At 58.7% G+C, this 17,011-nt stretch carries 14 protein-coding genes; 5 read left to right on the top strand and 9 right to left on the bottom strand.

The genetic code is table 11. The features are described from left to right. Positions 1 to 254: 254 nt before the first annotated feature. Entirely contained in the window at positions 255 to 1,100 is an 846-nt protein-coding gene (locus tag VFG26_RS01145) for a universal stress protein (RefSeq protein WP_325021353.1), read from the bottom strand. Between the two features lie 25 nt (positions 1,101 to 1,125). Next, a complete protein-coding gene (locus tag VFG26_RS01150; protein ID WP_325021355.1) occupies positions 1,126 to 1,845 on the bottom strand; it encodes a Crp/Fnr family transcriptional regulator in 720 nt (239 codons plus the stop codon). A gap of 24 nt (positions 1,846 to 1,869) precedes the next feature. Here VFG26_RS01150 and VFG26_RS01155 point away from each other — a divergent pair, with 24 nt between their 5' ends. Beyond that, a complete protein-coding gene (locus VFG26_RS01155; protein WP_325021357.1) occupies positions 1,870 to 2,625 on the top strand; it encodes a response regulator in 756 nt (251 codons plus the stop codon). A gap of 22 nt (positions 2,626 to 2,647) precedes the next feature. Here VFG26_RS01155 and VFG26_RS01160 read toward each other — a convergent pair whose 3' ends face one another. After that, the gene (locus tag VFG26_RS01160) at positions 2,648 to 4,540 is read right to left on the bottom strand and encodes a PAS domain S-box protein (RefSeq protein ID WP_325021359.1); all 1,893 of its coding nucleotides are present in this window, start codon (positions 4,538 to 4,540) and stop codon (positions 2,648 to 2,650) included. A 302-nt stretch (positions 4,541 to 4,842) separates the two neighbouring features. Between VFG26_RS01160 and VFG26_RS01165 the strand changes: the two genes are divergently transcribed. Then, a complete protein-coding gene (locus tag VFG26_RS01165; protein WP_325021361.1) occupies positions 4,843 to 5,259 on the top strand; it encodes a hypothetical protein in 417 nt (138 codons plus the stop codon). 1,521 nt (positions 5,260 to 6,780) lie between these two features. On the opposite strand, the gene VFG26_RS01170 is transcribed toward VFG26_RS01165, so the two are convergent. Continuing rightward, positions 6,781 to 7,686 (bottom strand): NAD(P)/FAD-dependent oxidoreductase, encoded by a 906-nt coding sequence (locus tag VFG26_RS01170; RefSeq protein WP_325021363.1) that lies wholly within the window; start codon positions 7,684 to 7,686, stop codon positions 6,781 to 6,783. A gap of 362 nt (positions 7,687 to 8,048) precedes the next feature. Between VFG26_RS01170 and VFG26_RS01175 the strand changes: the two genes are divergently transcribed. Further along, on the top strand, positions 8,049 to 9,110 hold the full coding sequence (locus VFG26_RS01175) for an SDR family oxidoreductase (RefSeq protein ID WP_325021365.1): 1,062 nt from the start codon (positions 8,049 to 8,051) through the stop codon (positions 9,108 to 9,110). Between the two features lie 13 nt (positions 9,111 to 9,123). Here VFG26_RS01175 and VFG26_RS01180 read toward each other — a convergent pair whose 3' ends face one another. The 3 genes from VFG26_RS01180 to VFG26_RS01190 form a co-directional block, all read right to left on the bottom strand. Further along, positions 9,124 to 11,352 (bottom strand): family 2A encapsulin nanocompartment cargo protein cysteine desulfurase, encoded by a 2,229-nt coding sequence (locus VFG26_RS01180; RefSeq protein WP_325021367.1) that lies wholly within the window; start codon positions 11,350 to 11,352, stop codon positions 9,124 to 9,126. After that, the gene (locus tag VFG26_RS01185; RefSeq protein ID WP_325021369.1) at positions 11,339 to 12,250 is read right to left on the bottom strand and encodes a family 2A encapsulin nanocompartment shell protein; all 912 of its coding nucleotides are present in this window, start codon (positions 12,248 to 12,250) and stop codon (positions 11,339 to 11,341) included. The genes VFG26_RS01180 and VFG26_RS01185 overlap by 14 nt, the downstream gene beginning before the upstream one ends. Before the next feature lie 174 nt (positions 12,251 to 12,424). Next, positions 12,425 to 14,053, bottom strand: coding sequence for a B12-binding domain-containing radical SAM protein (locus VFG26_RS01190; RefSeq protein WP_325021371.1), 1,629 nt, complete (start codon positions 14,051 to 14,053; stop codon positions 12,425 to 12,427). 304 nt (positions 14,054 to 14,357) lie between these two features. Between VFG26_RS01190 and VFG26_RS01195 the strand changes: the two genes are divergently transcribed. Next, the gene (locus tag VFG26_RS01195) at positions 14,358 to 15,254 is read left to right on the top strand and encodes a hypothetical protein (RefSeq protein ID WP_325021373.1); all 897 of its coding nucleotides are present in this window, start codon (positions 14,358 to 14,360) and stop codon (positions 15,252 to 15,254) included. Between the two features lie 73 nt (positions 15,255 to 15,327). On the opposite strand, the gene VFG26_RS01200 is transcribed toward VFG26_RS01195, so the two are convergent. Next, positions 15,328 to 15,894: an HdeD family acid-resistance protein gene (locus VFG26_RS01200; protein WP_325021375.1), complete on the bottom strand. Its 567-nt coding sequence runs from the start codon at positions 15,892 to 15,894 to the stop codon at positions 15,328 to 15,330. A 136-nt stretch (positions 15,895 to 16,030) separates the two neighbouring features. Continuing rightward, positions 16,031 to 16,330, bottom strand: coding sequence for a hypothetical protein (locus VFG26_RS01205; protein ID WP_325021377.1), 300 nt, complete (start codon positions 16,328 to 16,330; stop codon positions 16,031 to 16,033). Positions 16,331 to 16,608: 278 nt separating this feature from the next. Here VFG26_RS01205 and VFG26_RS01210 point away from each other — a divergent pair, with 278 nt between their 5' ends. Further along, positions 16,609 to 16,914, top strand: coding sequence for an ETC complex I subunit (locus tag VFG26_RS01210; RefSeq protein WP_325021379.1), 306 nt, complete (start codon positions 16,609 to 16,611; stop codon positions 16,912 to 16,914). The last annotated feature ends 97 nt before the right edge of the window (positions 16,915 to 17,011 follow it).

Consider the following 17,011-nt stretch of genomic DNA (forward strand, 5'->3'; position numbering starts at 1 on the left):
GTCATATTGTTTATTGTAAGGAGGTTGAACGCGCTCGCGCCTCAAGTGCTGAGGGAGCGACGCCATTCGCTTCAGCTGACGACACGTCAGCTGAATTACTAAACGCCAAATGGGTAAGTCTCGGGCATTCCCTCGAGCTGGATGCTGTCGATTGGCCCCTACCCAAGACTTTGCTCGTCATGCCTTTTACCCACTGAAATGACATGCGCGCTGAGGACAACGACTGGCGTCGAGTTTAATGCTCTGCAGGGGCGCTAATGAGCAAGCAGCACCGGGACCTTTGTATTTTGCAGGATGTCTCGTGAGACACCGCCCCAAATGAATTCTCGAAATCTCGAATGACCGTATACACCCATGACGATGAGGTCTTGATACGCACGTCGAGTATGTACCAGAAGCCGATTGGCAATCGATAGATCATCCTGGGCAACCGTTTCGGTCTCAACAAGGATTCCATGGCGCAGGAGCGAGGAAGCAAGTTCGTCGCCTGATGTTCGGTTGCTGCTGTCAGGTGAAGAGCCGCCGTTCTCTGTCACGCTCAGAATTCGAACGCGCCTTGCGTCTTTCAAAATCGGCAGTGCATCGAACACGGCTCGCGTGGCCTCCTTTGTTGGCTTCCAGGCGATAGTGACGTCTTTACCTATCTCATCAAAATCGCCTTCCTGCGGAACAACCAAAACGGGCCGTCCGCTTTCGAGTGCTACGCGTTCCGGGACGTCATCGATCCATGGATTCTGCCCTGCCTGACTGACGATGATCAAATCGGCCGTGCGTGCGTGATTGATAACGGCATCTGCAACGTCGGCATCAAATGATGAAGCATCTGTCCGCCATTCGTGCGTGGTGTTGCTGGCTCCCTTGATCTTGGCATCGAAAACAAGCTTGATCCGATGTTCTTGCTCACGATAGCTGGAAAGCTGGTCTTCCATTAACGTCGTGGCAAACAAACCCACGAGATCAGGTGGAGGAATTGCCGACGGGATCACGTAAAGTCCGACGACATGCACCCCGCCGCTTCTCGATAAAGTGAGCGCTGTTTTTATGAGGTGGCCGACGCGCTTTTCGTCGTTCAAATGCAGCAAGATCGTTCGATATTGCATCGCGAAACCTTCAGCTCATGGATCCTCAACCTGCCAACTCCAGCAGGCGATCGGAATTAAGGATGCGAACGTCATTTCCCTTCTGGATTTCGATGATATGCATCATCCTGAGTCTCGTCAGCGTCCGGCTGACCGTCTCGATAGTCAAACCAAGCAGATCAGCAATATCTGACCGGCGCATTGGCAGCTTGATCGTGTCGTCTTCCAAATGGCCGCCGCGGCCCTTCAATTCGATGAGAAACGAAGCAATTCGTTCCATCGCGGTACCTTGACCGACGCTAACCAGCAGCCGGCGGGCCGCCGAGAGTTCCGCTGAAACGGCATTATAGAGCCGGAGGGCGAGGGCAGGGTCGCGCGCAGCATCGTGTTCCAATTGCGATGTTGGCAGACACTTGACCTTTGAAGCGCACGTGGCCTGGGCGTCAAAAACATGGTCGCCAAACATACCGAGGCCGATGTAATCGCCGGGATAGGCAAAGTCTATAATCTGTCGCCGCCCGTCGCTAAGGACTTTCGACAGGGCGATCACACCGTCTTCGATGCGATATACGTGTGTCCTAGGGTCACCTTCGCAAAAGACGTGTTCCTTCGCCTCAACGCGCCGGACAGTCCCGAAATGGAAGTTGTCTCCCCGCTGGACTTTGAAGCCCGTCGCCTGCTCGTTTTGTGGCGCGCTGTACATGTCCTGGGTATCCTTCTGCCCGCATCCCTTGGGAGCATATGACAGGATGAACGTGCCGGGCATTTGCACTCTGTGTAATCAATTGTAATGGATTGTAACCGCCTGACCTTTGGGAACTCCCGCGTTGTGACACACATACTCGTTGTCGATGATGATCCCGAGATCCGGAGCTTGCTCAAGACCTGCTTCGAGCGGGAAGGTTACGACGTGATTGAAGCGCCTGATGCCAAGAACGCCCTCGCGGCCCTGGCGCGGGGAGCGATTGACCTCATAACCTTGGACCTAACGCTCGGTCGTGACGATGGCCTCAGTCTCGCTCGAGAAATTCGCGTCTCCTGCGATGTGCCGATTGTGATGCTTTCAGGCAAGGGAGATACGGTCGATCGCATCGTCGGACTGGAGGTCGGCGCCGACGATTATATTGCCAAGCCCTTCAGTCCGCGAGAGGTCCTGGCGCGCGTGCGCGCGGTGTTGAGACGAAAGGAAAGTGGCAAAGCGCCTGTCGCTCAGCTGGCTACCGCGCACGAGGTTTTCCGTTTTGGCAATTGGACCCTGGACATAACCAGCCGTGAACTCAAGGGGCACCTCAATGAGCGCCGCGAATTGACCACAGCCGAATTCAATTTGCTCCAGCTCTTCGTGCGGCACCCGCATCGGGTCCTGTCGCGAGACGAAATTATGGATCTCATGAAGGGACACGACTATTCCCCGCTCGATCGCTCGATCGATGCACTCGTCAGCCGTGTACGCCGAAAAATCGATGACGAGACGGGTATCGACCACATAAAGTCAATCCGCGGCGTCGGGTATATGTTCGCGAGCGACGTGCGCCGCACTGTTTAGACCGTCAGTCTCGCAACGGCACTTAGCGAGCAGGCTGCTTGTCGATCGTCGCGCGCAACATGCTGGCGAGCTGTTGCTGAGTGTATGGCTTGCGCAATATTGGCCAGTGGGTGTCAGCTTTGCTCGTGCCGGTTGCTTCGTCGGCGAAGCCCGTCGTCAAAAGGACGGGCAGGGCTGGCAGGTTAGCTGAGATCCAGGTAGCGAGTTCAATACCATTCACGCCTCCCGGCATTACGATATCGGTGAAGACTGCGCTGACCTTCTGTCCATTTTCGAGTGCGGCTTTTGCCTCGACGCCGCTCGCACATACGACCGTATCGTAGCCGAGCCTCCTGAGCCTGCGTACGGTCAACTGCCGAACGTCGCGGTTGTCCTCGACAACGAGAATGCATTCGCCGTTCGCCTGCGGCTCTTGGCGGAGAGATGCGATTTCGTCGTGGTGCACGGCCCCTTCGTCGCAACGGGGCAAGTACAGATTGACTGTCGTGCCAACGCCTGGCTCGCTGCTAATCGTGATGTTGCCATTGGACTGTTTGATAAAACCATAGATCGTACTAAGGCCAAGGCCCGTGCCGCGTCCTGCAGATTTGGTCGTAAAGAAGGGTTCGAACACGCGGCTCAGAACATCCTTGGTCATGCCGATGCCGTTGTCGGAAACGGAAATGCGCACATAATCTCCGGCTTTGAGAGGATCCTCGAGGCCCGTCTCTCCCTCCTCAAGAACGACATTGTCGGTTCTGACTGCCAAGGTGCCGCCTTCCGGCATCGCGTCGCGCGCGTTGATGGCGAGGTTCAAGACGGCCGCTTCGACTTCTCCGGCGTCGGCGCGGACGAGCCATAACGGCGACGCGAGTTGGGAGCGGAGCTCGATCATATCGCCGAGCGTACGACGGAGCAGTTCCGTCATGGTGCGCACTTGGTCGTTCAAGTTGATGACAGCGTGCGCAAGATGGCGCCTGCGCGCGAAGGTCAAGAGGCGCTTTGTAAGCCGTGCGCCCGAATCCGCCGCCCGCGCTGCTCGGTCGAGAAGTTCGCGATCTTGCTCGCTTAAAGGCTGTTCTTCGAGAATCTCGAGGTTGCCCGAGATGATCGTGAGCAGGTTGTTGAAGTCGTGGGCGATGCCGCCGGTGAGTTGTCCGATAGCCTCGAGACGTTGCGATTTGACCGCCGCTTCTTTGTTTCTGAGAGTTTCTGTGGCATCTCGGAATAGGCTCACCCGGACAGTCGGTCTGGCCTGCTGATCGAAGACCTGAGTTATGTTTCCTTCGGCTGGAAACGTGCTGCCGTCCTTACGGCGCAGTATGACGGAGAGATTGAGGTCTGGTGCTTGATCGATCGAGCGAGAAATATCGAATTCGATCTGGCGCGGACTGTTGGCATCTCCGAACAAATTTGCCCATGCCATGCCGGTGGCTTCGGCCAAATCGTACCCGAAGATTTTCGTGGCTGCGGGGTTGAAGAGAAGTATTTTCCCGTCCGGCGACGAGATGACCAAAGCTTCGGGAACGTGCTGAAAAACAGTCTCGAATAGGCGTGCCTGACGGTCCACCTCATCTTGCAACTCGGCCCGGTCGCTGAGATCGTTGATAATGCCGGAGAAAAAGCGCCGGCCGTCGACCATGAACTCGCTGACGGCCAAATGGATCGGGAAGATACTGCCATCCTTCCGTTGGCCCTGGACTTCGCGGCCGATGCCGATGATGCGCCTCTCGCCTGTCTTGATATGTCGGCCGATATAATCGTCGTGCTCCGCGCGATAGGGCTGGGGCATCAGCATTTTGATATTTTGGTTCAGCATTTCATCGGCGCTGTAACCAAACATCGCTTCCGTTGCCGGATTAACGCTTTGGATGCGGCCGGCGTCGTCGATCGCCAGGATAGCGGAAACGGCAGACTCCAGAATCGCATGAAGCATGGATGACCGTGAGATCACTACTCGGCTCGTCTGCACTTTACTGCCTCGGCAATCAGCAAGCCAGCCGGTGACGCCGGACCGAGCCGAAAAATATTTGGCGCCCGGCGGCTCGGAACTGATCTCGATCAAGGTCCGAAGGGCCCGCAGAGGCAAATTTTCTTTCCGAAACCGGAGCCTTTACGCCATTGGCCGAACAAGTACCAACATCACACTTCGACGAGGATCATCCGGGAGCAAGGTTTCTTGCCGACCACGCTCTCCAACTCGAAGTATGCCGCGGGCTGCTCGCGCTCGCAGACGGATTGCCAAAGGCAGCCGACCACAATCACGCTCAACGCCTCATTGAAATTTTCAGCGCAGCTTGGGTAGGGCATGTCCGCTTCCAAGAGGAGGTCATTTACCCGTTGCTCGAACGTCGGCCGAATGAGGAGCAATGCCGTTGTGCGGTCCTATTCGATCGTCAGCACAGCGAAATCCAGTTCGCCAATGATGAAGTGGTCGAGATGCTTCGCATGACCCGGTCCAGCAAGGCAGCGAGTGATGCACTGGCGTATCTTTTGCGGCATGTGGCTGAGCGCAGGCGGGATCACGTCGAAGCGGAACACGTTCTACTTCTGCCGGCTTTGCGTCAGGCCCTCGCTCCGATCGAGCGCAAAACCTATCTCGAATGGGCTGCGGCCAATCCATTGCCGTTTGCCGGAATCGGGCCGGATCGTTGAATTCAAAGAGTTCCAGAGCCTAAGGAGTTGCGGAAGTGAATCAACACGCTATTGCCCCACGCAGTCATGTGCGGATGGTTGAGGCTATCGGCAAAAGGCACGGGAACGGAAAGCCGGCTGCATAATCCGCCTGGCCATCCTTGAGAAGAGCAGCCGAGACAATGAAATAGGCTCGCATTTGGAAAGCGTCATTTTACTGTAGGCGCAGTCGCTTCCGGTTAGTGTGTCGTTCGAAATCCTCGGAGCTTTGACGCAAGGCAGTTTAGATGATGACGTCCACCGATTGAGCCATGTCAATTGCAAACGGCCCGTCCCGCGATACGGTTCTAATAGATTGTAATAAATAGATCTGGAGACGCCCTTATGGTGCTTCAATCGATCGTCGAAATGATCGGGCCGACTAAATGGCGTGCACGTAACGCTGCCGGCTTATGCGCGATTATCCTTGCCATTGCTGCAGTGCCATCGCTGGCTCAGGGCCAGCCCAGCGATAGCGAGCCCTTCCAAGCACCCGACGCGACAAAGCCTAAGAAGCCAGATCCCCAAAATGGGCGTGTCATTGTTCGCGCGCTATGCACAAATTGCCACTTGATCGGAGAGGAACCGACCTCGACTGTAAACGCTGACGTGCCAGGCTTTCCCGCAGTTGCCAACAAGCCGAACCAATCGGCCGAGCACATATCTAACTGGCTTCTCAATTCGCACGGGCCGATGCCGAACGTTCATCTGACGCGAAGTGAACTTAGCGACGTCGCGGCCTACATAATGTCTCTGCGCAGGCCCAAGTCGTAGGCAAGATGAGCGGCAAAAGCGAAAGGAGTGTTCGCACGATTGCCGCGCGCCTTAGCGGCGTCTTGCACCTTGTCGAAATTCAAGTGTCTGAAGCGGAAGTTAACGCGTGTTATGCGTGGATAGCAGCATAGAGGCTGGCGTGACGTGTCAGATCGTCTTGCGCGTCGGTGCACCCGGTTGACGGAGGATGGAATGCGACAGTGTGGGCGCGCGGCAGTCTCGGGACTCCTGTTCTTTTGTTTTAACGGTCCAAGCCACGCTACCGAGGCTCCAAGAGGGGAGGCATTACTTCGCAAAAACTGTGGCCAATGCCATGCGCTGACTGCGGAGACATCGAGTCCGCTCAAGAATGCCCCGAACCTCTGGACACGACTGCGCTCGTATTCCTCTGAGCGTTTGGAGTTTGAACTGTCCGAAGGGATTGGCTCAAGACACAAAGACATGCCGCAGATTCAATTCTCTTCAGATGAGATAGACAGAATTGAAAGTTATCTCGCGGGGGAATGATCAAGAAGGGTCGCGTGTTCGAATCATGTCGCCCCGGCCAATTTCTCGAAAAATTGTCGAACCGCATTCGCTCTGACTTGTCAGCGGCGATCAAAATTCTGCGTTTGGCTGCGCGACGGTCATCAGAGCCGCGGTATTGCTTTTGGACGCGATGTCCTTGAGCGCGGCGATCAGGACGTCGATCTCTTCACTCGGGATGCCGTGCATCGTCAGCTTCCCGGATTATTCGCATAACCCGTCGCGGCGGAGGAAGGCCTTGTTGATCGCCACCGCAGCCTTGGCGCCTTCCGCGATTGCAATCGAAACCATGAGGACGTCGCGCGAGACATCGCCCGCGACGTAGACGCCAGGTACGGACGTTTCTTCGGTTAGGGGGTCGGTCACCACGCCGCCCTTTTCGTCGCGCGCGCAACCAAGTCGCTTCGAGAGATCCGATGCCTGACGACAGCCGGTTGCAAAAAAGAGAGCCGCGCGGGTGAGCGGCGGGCTTTTTTCAAATCTTATGGTCTGCAGATGCCCGTCCTTACCGTCCAGTGACGTGATGCGCTCGGAGCGCAAGGCGATGCCGTGGTTTGCAAGGTTCTTCGCTGTCTCTGGGTTGATCTCGCTGCCGTCGCTGCAGAGGACAACATCGGACATCCAGTGCTTCATCATGATCGCGAGCGCTGCTCCCTTGTCGCCCTTGCCATATGCAGCGACAGGCTTGCCGAAATACTCGAAGCCATCGCAGTACAGGCAATGATGAACGGAGATGCCGTAGAGGGGCTCAATGCCCGGCAATGAGGGAAGCTCATCAACAAGGCCGGTCGCGAGGAGAACTTTGGTTGCCGTACCTTGCAGCCCGTCCTCACATCCGAATTGGAAATGATCGCCAGCCGCAACGATATCGACTACTCGCGTCTGGCACATCTTGATGCCGGGATATTTTGCAAGTTCTCCGCGAGCTACGTCCAGGAGCGCCGAGGGTGGCGATCCTTCGCGACCAAGCAGGCCATGAACTGCGTGAGAGAATCTGTTGCGCGGCTTGTTGTCATCGCAAACAAGAACCTTGCGATGACATCGGCCCAGGATCAGAGCGGCACTCAGGCCAGCGGGACCTCCGCCGACGATCAAGACATCTGTCTCCATGGGGACCTTGCAAACATTGAGGGGGCTCGTCATTCGTTCGGCATAGCCGCCGCGTTCTTGGAGATGCCGGCAGGATATTGCGTTGGAACGAAGAAGGCGAAGCCAAGTTCACATCAGACCTCGCAGACCAGCTCCCGATGATGACAGGAAACGCAAAGAGGGCTCGGCTTTGGCCGCTGCGGCCTTGTGCACCTCGGTGAGATCAACGGGGGTGGCTTTGCTGAGGTTCCTAACCGCTGGCGGATTAAGCAAAGAAGATCGTCACGAAGTTCCGGCGCGCAGATCAGCCTCACCTAGGGGTGCATGGTCGTCTGGGGTCGAACGCGATATCTGTAAAGACCGAGAACTTCAAGGAACGTCACATGGCAAACACCGCGTTGATAGCCGGATCTAGCGGCATTGCCGGCAGCGCTACGGCCGACCTGCTCCAAAAAGAGGGGTGGCGCGTTCTGGGACTGGCGCGACGGCCCTTGCAACAAGATGGAGTCATTCAGGTTGCTGCAGACTTGCTTGATCCGGCCTCCCTGAAGGCCGCGCTTGAGGGCCTTTTGCCGTCTCATGTGTTTCTCGCCAGCTGGATGCGTCAGAGGACGGAAGCCGAGAACATCCGCGTCAATGCCGCGATGGTACGAAACCTACTCGACGCGCTTCGGCCTGCACAATCTGTGCGGCATGTGGCGCTGGTCACCGGATTGAAGCACTATCTCGGGCCATTTGAAGCCTACGGAAAAGGCGTGCTTCCAGAAACGCCATTCCGTGAAGAGCAAGCACGCCTCGACATCGACAACTTCTATTACGCTCAGGAGGACGAAGTGTTTGCGGCGGCGGCGCGCGACGGCTTCCATTGGAGCATCCATCGTCCCCATACGATTATCGGCAAGGCCGTCGGGAATGCGATGAACATGGGAACGACGTTGGCGGTCTACGCCACGATCTGCCGGGAGACAGGGCGTCCATTCCGATTCCCGGGCTCCAGCACGCAGTGGAACAGTCTTACTGACATGACCGATGCGGCACTTCTCGCACGACATATGCTGTGGGCGTCGACAACCCCTGCTGCTTTCAATCAAGCGTTCAACGTCGTCAATGGAGATGTTTTCCGTTGGAGTTGGATGTGGCATCGCATTGCGAGCTGGTTCAACATCCAGGCAGAGGACTTCGACGGCACGGTGCGGCCGCTCGAGCAGCAAATGGCCGGCGACGCGCCGGTTTGGCGTGAGATCTCTTCCCGCTATGGCCTCGCCGAGGCGGATATCGATCGTCTCGTCTCGCCTTGGCACACCGATGCTGACCTGGGACGACCGATTGAAGTCGTAACGGACATGTCGAAGAGCCGCCGATTAGGGTTCAATCTCTATATGCCGACTGACGACGCGTTCTTTGCGCTCTTCAAGCAGCTTCAAGCTGAAAAGCTCATTCCTTGATCACGCCACTTGTCTAGAGCCGCGGTATTGCTGTTTCGGCGTGGATGTCCTTGAGGGCGGAGACAAGGACGTCGATCTCTTCGCAGGTGTTGTAGAATGCGAAGGAGGGGCGGACCGTCGTCTCCTGTCCGAAGCGGCGCAGGATCGGCTGGGCGCAGTGGTGACCCGATCGCACGGCAATTCCGTATTTATTGAGCCGTGCGCCGATCTCTTCGCTCGGGATGCCATTCATTGTCAGCGAAATGACGCTCGCCTTTTCGGGCGCGGTGCCGATGATGCGCAGGCCGGGAATGTCCTTCAGCCGCTCCGTGGCGTAGACGAGCAGCTGGTGCTCGTAGGCGGCGATGTTGTGAAGGCCGATCCGCTCGACGTAGTCTACCGCCGCTCCGAGGCCGACCGCATCGGCGATGTTGCCGGTGCCGGCTTCGAACCTCTGCGGTGACTTGTGGAATTCGCTCCGCTCGAACGTCACGTCGCGGATCATGTTGCCGCCGCTTTGATAGGGCGGCAGCGTATCCATCAAATCCTTTCTGCCGTAGAGCGCCCCGATGCCTGTCGGCGCGAACAACTTGTGGCCTGAGAAGACGAAGAAGTCAGCGTTGAGGTCCTGCACGTCGACCTTCATGTGCGAAACGGACTGGGCGCCATCGACGAGCACGCGGGCGCCGACGCGGTGCGCCATATCGATGATGGTTTTTGCCGATGTGATCGTGCCGAGCGCGTTTGATACCTGCGTGAAGGCAACGAGCTTGGTGCGCGCGTTCAGGAGTTTGCCGAATTCGTCGAGGAGCAGCGCGCCGCAATCATCGACCGGCGCGACGCGGAGTTTCGCGCCCTTCTCAAGGCAGAGCTGTTGCCAGGGAACGATGTTCGCGTGGTGCTCGAGATGGGTGACGACGATCTCGTCGCCGGGGCCAATGTGCTGGCGTCCGAACGTTGCTGCGATGAGGTTGATCGCTTCCGTTGCGCTGCGCGTGAAGATGATTTCTTCCGCCGAGCCTGCATTGAGAAAACGCGCGACCTTGCTGCGCGCGCCTTCGTAGGCGTCCGTTGCGCGGGCTGCGAGTTCGTGCGCGGCGCGGTGGATATTCGAGTTCTCGTGCTCGTAGAAATATTTGAGCCGCTCGATGACCGATCGCGGCTTTTGTGTCGTCGCCGCGTTGTCAAACCAAATCAGCGGGCGGCCGTTGACCGTTTCGCTGAGGATCGGAAAATCGCGGCGGACGGCGCCGACATCGAAGCCTCGTCCGCTGCCGACTGCCGCCGCCGGTTGCGAGGCGCTCGTCGGATCTGCTGCCGTTCGCGGAGCTTGTGCGCCGGTATTGAGAAAATACAAGTCGGATCCCGCTTCGCCCAGAAGCGCGCTGAGGGGGTCCGCAGCGAGAGGCGCGAGCAACGTTCTCAGTTCGGCTTCGAAAGGAATCTCTAGACGATCGTAGTTGTGGGCCGAGCCGCCGGAGCGCGGCGTGTCAATGCCGTTGTGGTCGTTGAGAATTTGCGGCGGCGGTTTTGCTGCGGGGGGCTCGGGTGGCGAGGCTCGGTCGACGCCGGGAAGTGCGCTTGCCGATTGCGGACTTTCGGCCCGCGCAGGAATGGCGTGCGATGCGCCGTGTCCTGAAAGAGAGGGGCCAGCGTCAATGCTCGCGGGCAGAGAACCGGGGGGCGTGCCGATCAAAACGTCGATGCTTTTCAGGTCGATCACGGAGACATCGCGCGCAAATGCCGGATGCGACGGACCGGCGGTCGCTGCGATCCCTGGTGTTGGCGGCGTGACCGGAAGTGAAAATGGGGAGACGTGTCCCGCATCGATGTAGGGCGAGGCTCCAAAGCCCGGCAGCGCAGGTCCGGACCGGCCGCTACCTGGTAGTGAAGTTGGGCTCAATCCGGCTAATCCAGGCGTCGCGCTTCGATCGAATGCGGCGCCTGCGAACGAGGAAGGCTCGGGTGATCCGAGGGGCGATGCCGCTCCAGGCAGCGGAGCCGGTGATGCGGCGGCAGCAGCACTATGCGGAGCCGCGCTCGGTCCAACGTCCACAGGCGAGGCTCCAAAGCCTGCTTGTGACGGTCCAGCCGGATATGGCACCGATTGCCCCGGTAATGCTGCGAAGAGCTCGTTTGCGAGCTTCGTCAGCGCCAGGGGGTCGGGCAAACCTGCCGGCGGGCGAATGCCTCTGTCCTGCCCCAGTGCTGCCGCAGCGAGTGCGTCGATGTCCGCGGTTCGTCCGTGATCAGCTGTAGGCATGGTACTTCGTCACATCCACGTTCTCGAGGACACCGACGGCGTCGTCCGTCAGGATGGCGAGCGAGCAGTAGAGAGACACGAGATACGATGCGATTGCCTGATCGTTGATGCCCATGAAGCGGACGGAAAGGCCCTTGGACAGTTCGCCCGGCAAGCCCGGCTGAAACAGGCCGACGACGCCTTGTTTCGCTTCACCCGTGCGCAGCAAGAGGATGTTGGTCTTGCCGGATTTCACTTCGAGCTTGTCAGACGGAACGATTGGAATTCCGCGCCAGGTGAGGAAGGGTGAGCCGAACAATGTGATCGTCGGCGGCGGCACGCCACGGCGCGTGCATTCGCGGCCGAAGGCGGCGATGGCTTGGGGGTGGGCTAGGAAGAAAGCGGGCTCTTTCCAGACCTTCGAGATGAGCTCGTCGAGATCGTCGGGCGTCGGTGCTCCGGTACGCGTCCTGATCTTCTGGGACGCAGCTGCATTCGGAATGATGCCGTATTCCTTGTTGTTGAGCAGCTCGTTTTCCTGGCGTTCCTTCACGGTCTCGATCGTGAGGCGCAGCTGTTCTTTGATCTGATTGTGCGGGACGCTGTAGAGATCGGAAACGCGCGTGTGGATGTCGAGTACGGTCTGAACGGCGCTCAACAGATATTCGCGGGGGTTGTCGTCGTAGTCGACGAACGTTTGCGGAAGAATGCGTTCATCGCGCAGCGAGCACGCGACTTCGACACTGTCGGCATCCTTCACTTTGTTCACGCGATAGATGCCGGCTTCGACGGGAACCCAACTCAAGAAATGTACGAGCCATCGCGGTGTGATGCTCGACATTTGGGGCACGGTTTTCGTCGCGTTGGCCAATTGCCGAGCGGCGCTATCACCCAAAGCCGATTGGACTTCGTCTGCCATAGTATGCCCACCGTATGCTTCGCTGGAGAATGGAATTCCGTGTACGCTTATTCAGCGTAAGAAGAGGGCGGGTCAACGTCGTTATATTGGAGCGGCAGCTCAGTCCCCCGCAAACGCTCTGATGTGCGTTGCGCTTGCCGCTTGTGTTCGCTGCCGAAAATCATGCGCTCATGATCACGTCGCCACCCCTTCGGAGGTGACGCGTGAACGCGCGCGAGAGAACGAGCGGACCGACTCCGGGATCGGACCACCTGCCGCCGAGGCCGTCAGGCTCTTTGCTATCGCGTCGTAGTGATAGTGCATCGCTGTTTTCACCGCATAGGTGACGAGCAGCTGGGGTTCAAACATGCGGGTTTGGAAGGCGCGGAGCAACTGGGCGCGGTAGCGGCGCGACAGCTCTTTATCATCGATGAGACGGGCGAGGCGGCTGGCGAGGATGAGGAAGGTTACGTAGTCCTTCATACAGCTTTGGACCCACGCCAATCGATGGCTGCGCCAATAGTCGAGCTGATGCGCGGCGTATTTGAAGCCGCCTTCTATGTAGAGGGCATCGAGACGCTGGAAGTAGGCATCCGCCGAATAGCAGTTTTCCGTCACCTTGATTAGGCCTTCGCGCAGCATCATCGGCGTCATGCCGAGCGGAATGACGTTGGTGCCGTAGGTCTCGTTGCCTTTATCACTGTTCAACCGGCCTTCGGCTTTCAGACGGTCGTAAAGGGGCGTCGTGGGAATGGCGTGGAGCAAGCCGATGAGGGCGTTCGCGATCCTCGCCTCAGCGAGAAATCCCGGAAGGACATCGAAGGCTTTCGGTTTGTCGTTGTCGAAGCCGACGATCATTCCGCACCAGACGTCGAGCCCGCGATCTTGAATGCGTTTCACACGTTCGATGAGCGTGCCCGCTCTTTCACGGACGTTCTGGACTTTCTTCGTTTCTAGGAGAGACGCCTCGTCGGGGCTTTCGATGCCGATGAATACGCTTTGGAAGCCGGCGCGGCCCATGAGGCTCATCAGTTCGTCGTCTTCGGCGAGGTCGAGCGATGCTTCGGTGAAGAGAGTGAGCGCGTAGGCATGGTCTTCCTGCCATTTCGCGATCTCGCGCAGCATCGGCTTGATGGCCTTTTTGTTGCCGATCAAGTTGTCGTCGACGACGAAGACGATGCTGATGCCTTCGCGATAGTAGGCGTCGAGCTCGGCAAGCACTTGGGCGGCCGATTTGAGGCGTGGCTTGCGGCCGAACGTGACGATGATGTCGCAAAACTCGCACGTGAACGGGCAGCCGCGCGAGATCTGCATGCTGCCGAACATGTAATGTTTCGATTTGAGGAGATCGAGCCGCGGCAGCGGCAAGGTCGTCATGTCGGTCTTCTCGCGCTGCTCATAGCGATGCGCGTGGCGGCCCGCTTCCCACTCTTTGATGAACTGCGGCCACGTTACGTCGGCTTCGCCGATGAAGATGACGTCTGCGAGATCCTCGATTTCCTCCTGTTCGACCGTCGCCAGGGGGCCGCCCACGACTGTAAAGGTACCGCGGGCGCGCAGCTCTTCAAGAATTTCCCGCATCCGTGTTCCCTGAACGGTCATGCCCGTGACGCACACCATGTCGGCCCGCGCGAGGCGATCGAAATCGAGGTCTTCGACGTTCTCGTCGACGATCGTCACGTCATGGTGTTTGGGAACGAGGGCGGCCAACAAAGGCAGGCATGCGACCGGCAGATTGGCGCGCTTGCCGAGGAGCCCCATACATTTCTCCAGGCCCCAGAAGGACGTGTTGAAGCGTGGGTTGACGATTACGATGTCGGCCATCGCTCACCTCGACAGTTAACGCCGTTTAAATTGCAGGCGATGCTAGCGGGAGCACTCCGAGGCGAATAATACCGTCTCTTGACGTCAAAACTCGGACGGCTGGTTTGGGGTTGCGAGGGTTCCGGATGAGCCAGAAAAACAATCCCACGAGGCGCGGTGAGCCGGCCCGTTGCTCAGCCGTTACGTGTTCATCCTCACAGCGGTCGCCACCGAGGTTTTTCGGAATGGAAATGTTCTGGGGCGTGCTAACGAGACGTGTGCGGTCTTATGATTGGTGCGTGCGGGGTTCGTAAGCGGGGGTTCTATGAACGCGATTGGATTCGCGCTCGGCTTGATTGGGGCGTTCTACACATTCGCGGGCTGGCTTGCGACGCGGGTGGGGCTCACGTCCTTGTTGATGGACTATGCCATCGCTGCCATAGCGGCAAAGAAGCCGAACGCAGCTGAAATTGCGCAAAGCACGTGGTTGATCGGAGCTTCCTACGTGATCTTTCTGGGCGGGGTGGCGCTGCTTCTTCGGCTGAACGTTGCGATGTGGTTGTTTCTCGCCTCGGCGCTGGCGCAGGCATTTTATCTGACTTGGCTCGCGCCCCGCCTTTTTGATCGCGCGGATCCGCCGGATCCCGCTGGGCGCGCAAAGACGCGCAACGCCTTCATTCTTTATCTCGTGGCCACCGCGTTCGTCGTTTGGGCGGGAAGCTCTGGCGAACTTCTCGGTTGGCGGGATGTGCCGGGGCCGCTCCTCGCGGCTGCTGGCGCCGCTGCCGTTGCGCAGCTTGGCTACATTCTCTGGATGACGGCCGGGCCGGGCAGCATGCGCAGGCCAGCCCCTGACTCGTCGCTTGCTTCATTTGACGACGACCCGCCGGATCCATCGCTGTCCCGGTCGGTCAAGGTGATGGCCGACTACCACAGTCATCCGCTATGGGCGATGGACGATGGCCTGTACGGGAATTTCGCGCCTGAGCAGCTCGGGCTATCAGCGGGGCTGACGGCTGATCTCAAGGCCTGGGCAGATGCTTTTACGGCTTCATTGGACCCCGATGAGCCGTCGCAAAGTCTTTGGACGGATGAGCAGCATCGCGCTCATCGGGCGGAGGGCCGGCCGCTCGCTGCTCGTCTTGCGCAGGAGAGGCCGGACCTGAAGATCTACGTGAGGGACGACGACGGTTATATCGTCGAGGCCAGAGCCGACGCGTGACGCTCGCGCAGACCCTGACGTGCCCGGAACGTAAGTTCCGGGGTTAGGGCCCGCCGCATCGTGACGCCGCGCCTCAGGCGGCGATGGCTCTGCTATCCCGCCGCAAACCGAGGCCCAGCGTGATCCACCAGAAGCCGTGCACCAGCAAGTCTATTCCGACTACGAGGCCGAGCACCCACAAGCCGCTGATCGGCCACTTCGACAGAATGACAAGCCCTGCTGCGATGCCGACGATGCCCGAGGCGAGCAACAACCATCCGAACCATTGCCAGTATTCCATGGCCTGGACGATCCGCACGATGCCCGAGGCGATCAGCGCCAATGCGAAGACGAGTGTCAGCGCGATCGAGGCGCCAGCGGGGTTCGTCACCAGCATCAATCCGGCGACAGCATACAACAGGCCAATGAGCAGCCTCCAAAAGAAGCTCCGCCAATGCGGGGCGGAGAAGGACTGGAACACCTCCGATATGCCGGCGATGATCAGGACGATACCGATCAGAAAGGCGCTGATGACGGTGGCGGCGACGACATCACCGAGAACGATGAGGCCGGCGATAATGAATACAGCGCCGAGAAGAATGGCTCCCCACCAACTCGGATCCTCTTGAGGGCGCGTTTCCATGATTGGTCTGACTGTCATGACAAGTCTCTCCTGAGATTCGAAGCGAATTGAGACCGTGAAATTGGCGGCCGGTGCGCTGCCATCGAGACAAGCCGCCGACCGCGTTCTTCAATTATCCGCCTCAGACAGGGCCTGAAGACTGGGCCTGAGCGTCTCACTTGCCGGGGCTGCTGGTGCCCCCCTGTGTCGGCACTTTTTTGCTCATCGAGTTCGTTGCGGGCAGCTTGCCTTCGTCACCCATGCGATGCGACGAGCCGGAGGTTCCGGAGCTCTGGCCCGTGCCGGCTCCCATTTCGGGAACGCGGCCGGACACGCCGCCGGTTGCGGGCAGTTTGCCCTCGTCACCCATTCGGTGCTGTGCGCGGTTTGTCGATGAAGGCTCTTCGGCAAAAGCCGGCACCGCTAGTGCTGTGATTGCGAGCGCGGCAAATGCTGGGGCGAGAATGTTTTTCATTTTGTGGGCTCCTTGGTCATCTGCGATGTCTCCCAAGTCTTCCCGTCTGCGCGTGAGTTTAGAACGCGAGCCCGATCCGCGGCCTTACGGGCATGATTAAAGTTCGGAATAATTCCGAAAGGATGCCGCGCGCGATCCAAACAACCGGCGGCATGAAATTTTGGCAGGCCGCTGCGCCGATTAGGCTGATCCCGGCGAGATTGACGCCGGTGAGGGGGATGGTAAATGCTAGGGTATCGCTCTCATGATTTTTGGATCTCAACGCCTTCGGAGCTGACATGACGGCACGCATCTTCAAGCCAGCCAGAACCGCCATGCAATCAGGCGAAGCGCGTACCAAGGAGTGGGTCCTGGACTTCGGTCCGGCATCGCCGCGCGTGATTGATCCGCTTATGGGATGGACCGGCTCGCGCGATATGCAATCGCAGGTGCGGCTTGAATTCGACACGAAGGAAGAGGCCGTCGCGTACGCGACGCGCGCCGGGATCGCCTACACGCTCATTGAGCCCAAGCCGCGCAAGCCGATCCGCAAGTCGTATGCCGATAATTTCCGCTACGGCCGGACGACGAACTGGACGCATTAATGTTGGCGCCGGCGACTCCGCTTCGCGGAGCCGGCCGCCGGCGCGGGCTTGTGGCGCGGACAGAGCTAGTTAGATTCTGAGCTAATCAGATTAGCGC

The organism is Hyphomicrobium sp., from assembly GCF_035687085.1.
Classification (GTDB): Bacteria; Pseudomonadota; Alphaproteobacteria; order Rhizobiales; family Hyphomicrobiaceae; genus Hyphomicrobium_B.

What these genes read in the sequence shown, in the direction of transcription:
- VFG26_RS01160 (WP_325021359.1), bottom strand. Translation starts at nt 4,540, where the DNA reads ATGCTTCATGCGATTCTGGAGTCTGCCGTTTCCGCTATCCTGGCGATC.
- VFG26_RS01145 (WP_325021353.1), bottom strand. Translation starts at nt 1,100, where the DNA reads ATGCAATATCGAACGATCTTGCTGCATTTGAACGACGAAAAGCGCGTC.
- VFG26_RS01190 (WP_325021371.1), bottom strand. Translation starts at nt 14,053, where the DNA reads ATGGCCGACATCGTAATCGTCAACCCACGCTTCAACACGTCCTTCTGG.
- VFG26_RS01175 (WP_325021365.1), top strand. Translation starts at nt 8,049, where the DNA reads ATGGCAAACACCGCGTTGATAGCCGGATCTAGCGGCATTGCCGGCAGC.
- VFG26_RS01155 (WP_325021357.1), top strand. Translation starts at nt 1,870, where the DNA reads ATGGATTGTAACCGCCTGACCTTTGGGAACTCCCGCGTTGTGACACAC.
- VFG26_RS01200 (WP_325021375.1), bottom strand. Translation starts at nt 15,894, where the DNA reads ATGACAGTCAGACCAATCATGGAAACGCGCCCTCAAGAGGATCCGAGT.
- VFG26_RS01180 (WP_325021367.1), bottom strand. Translation starts at nt 11,352, where the DNA reads ATGCCTACAGCTGATCACGGACGAACCGCGGACATCGACGCACTCGCT.
- VFG26_RS01210 (WP_325021379.1), top strand. Translation starts at nt 16,609, where the DNA reads ATGACGGCACGCATCTTCAAGCCAGCCAGAACCGCCATGCAATCAGGC.
- VFG26_RS01185 (WP_325021369.1), bottom strand. Translation starts at nt 12,250, where the DNA reads ATGGCAGACGAAGTCCAATCGGCTTTGGGTGATAGCGCCGCTCGGCAA.
- VFG26_RS01150 (WP_325021355.1), bottom strand. Translation starts at nt 1,845, where the DNA reads ATGCCCGGCACGTTCATCCTGTCATATGCTCCCAAGGGATGCGGGCAG.
- VFG26_RS01205 (WP_325021377.1), bottom strand. Translation starts at nt 16,330, where the DNA reads ATGAAAAACATTCTCGCCCCAGCATTTGCCGCGCTCGCAATCACAGCA.
- VFG26_RS01170 (WP_325021363.1), bottom strand. Translation starts at nt 7,686, where the DNA reads ATGGAGACAGATGTCTTGATCGTCGGCGGAGGTCCCGCTGGCCTGAGT.
- VFG26_RS01195 (WP_325021373.1), top strand. Translation starts at nt 14,358, where the DNA reads ATGAACGCGATTGGATTCGCGCTCGGCTTGATTGGGGCGTTCTACACA.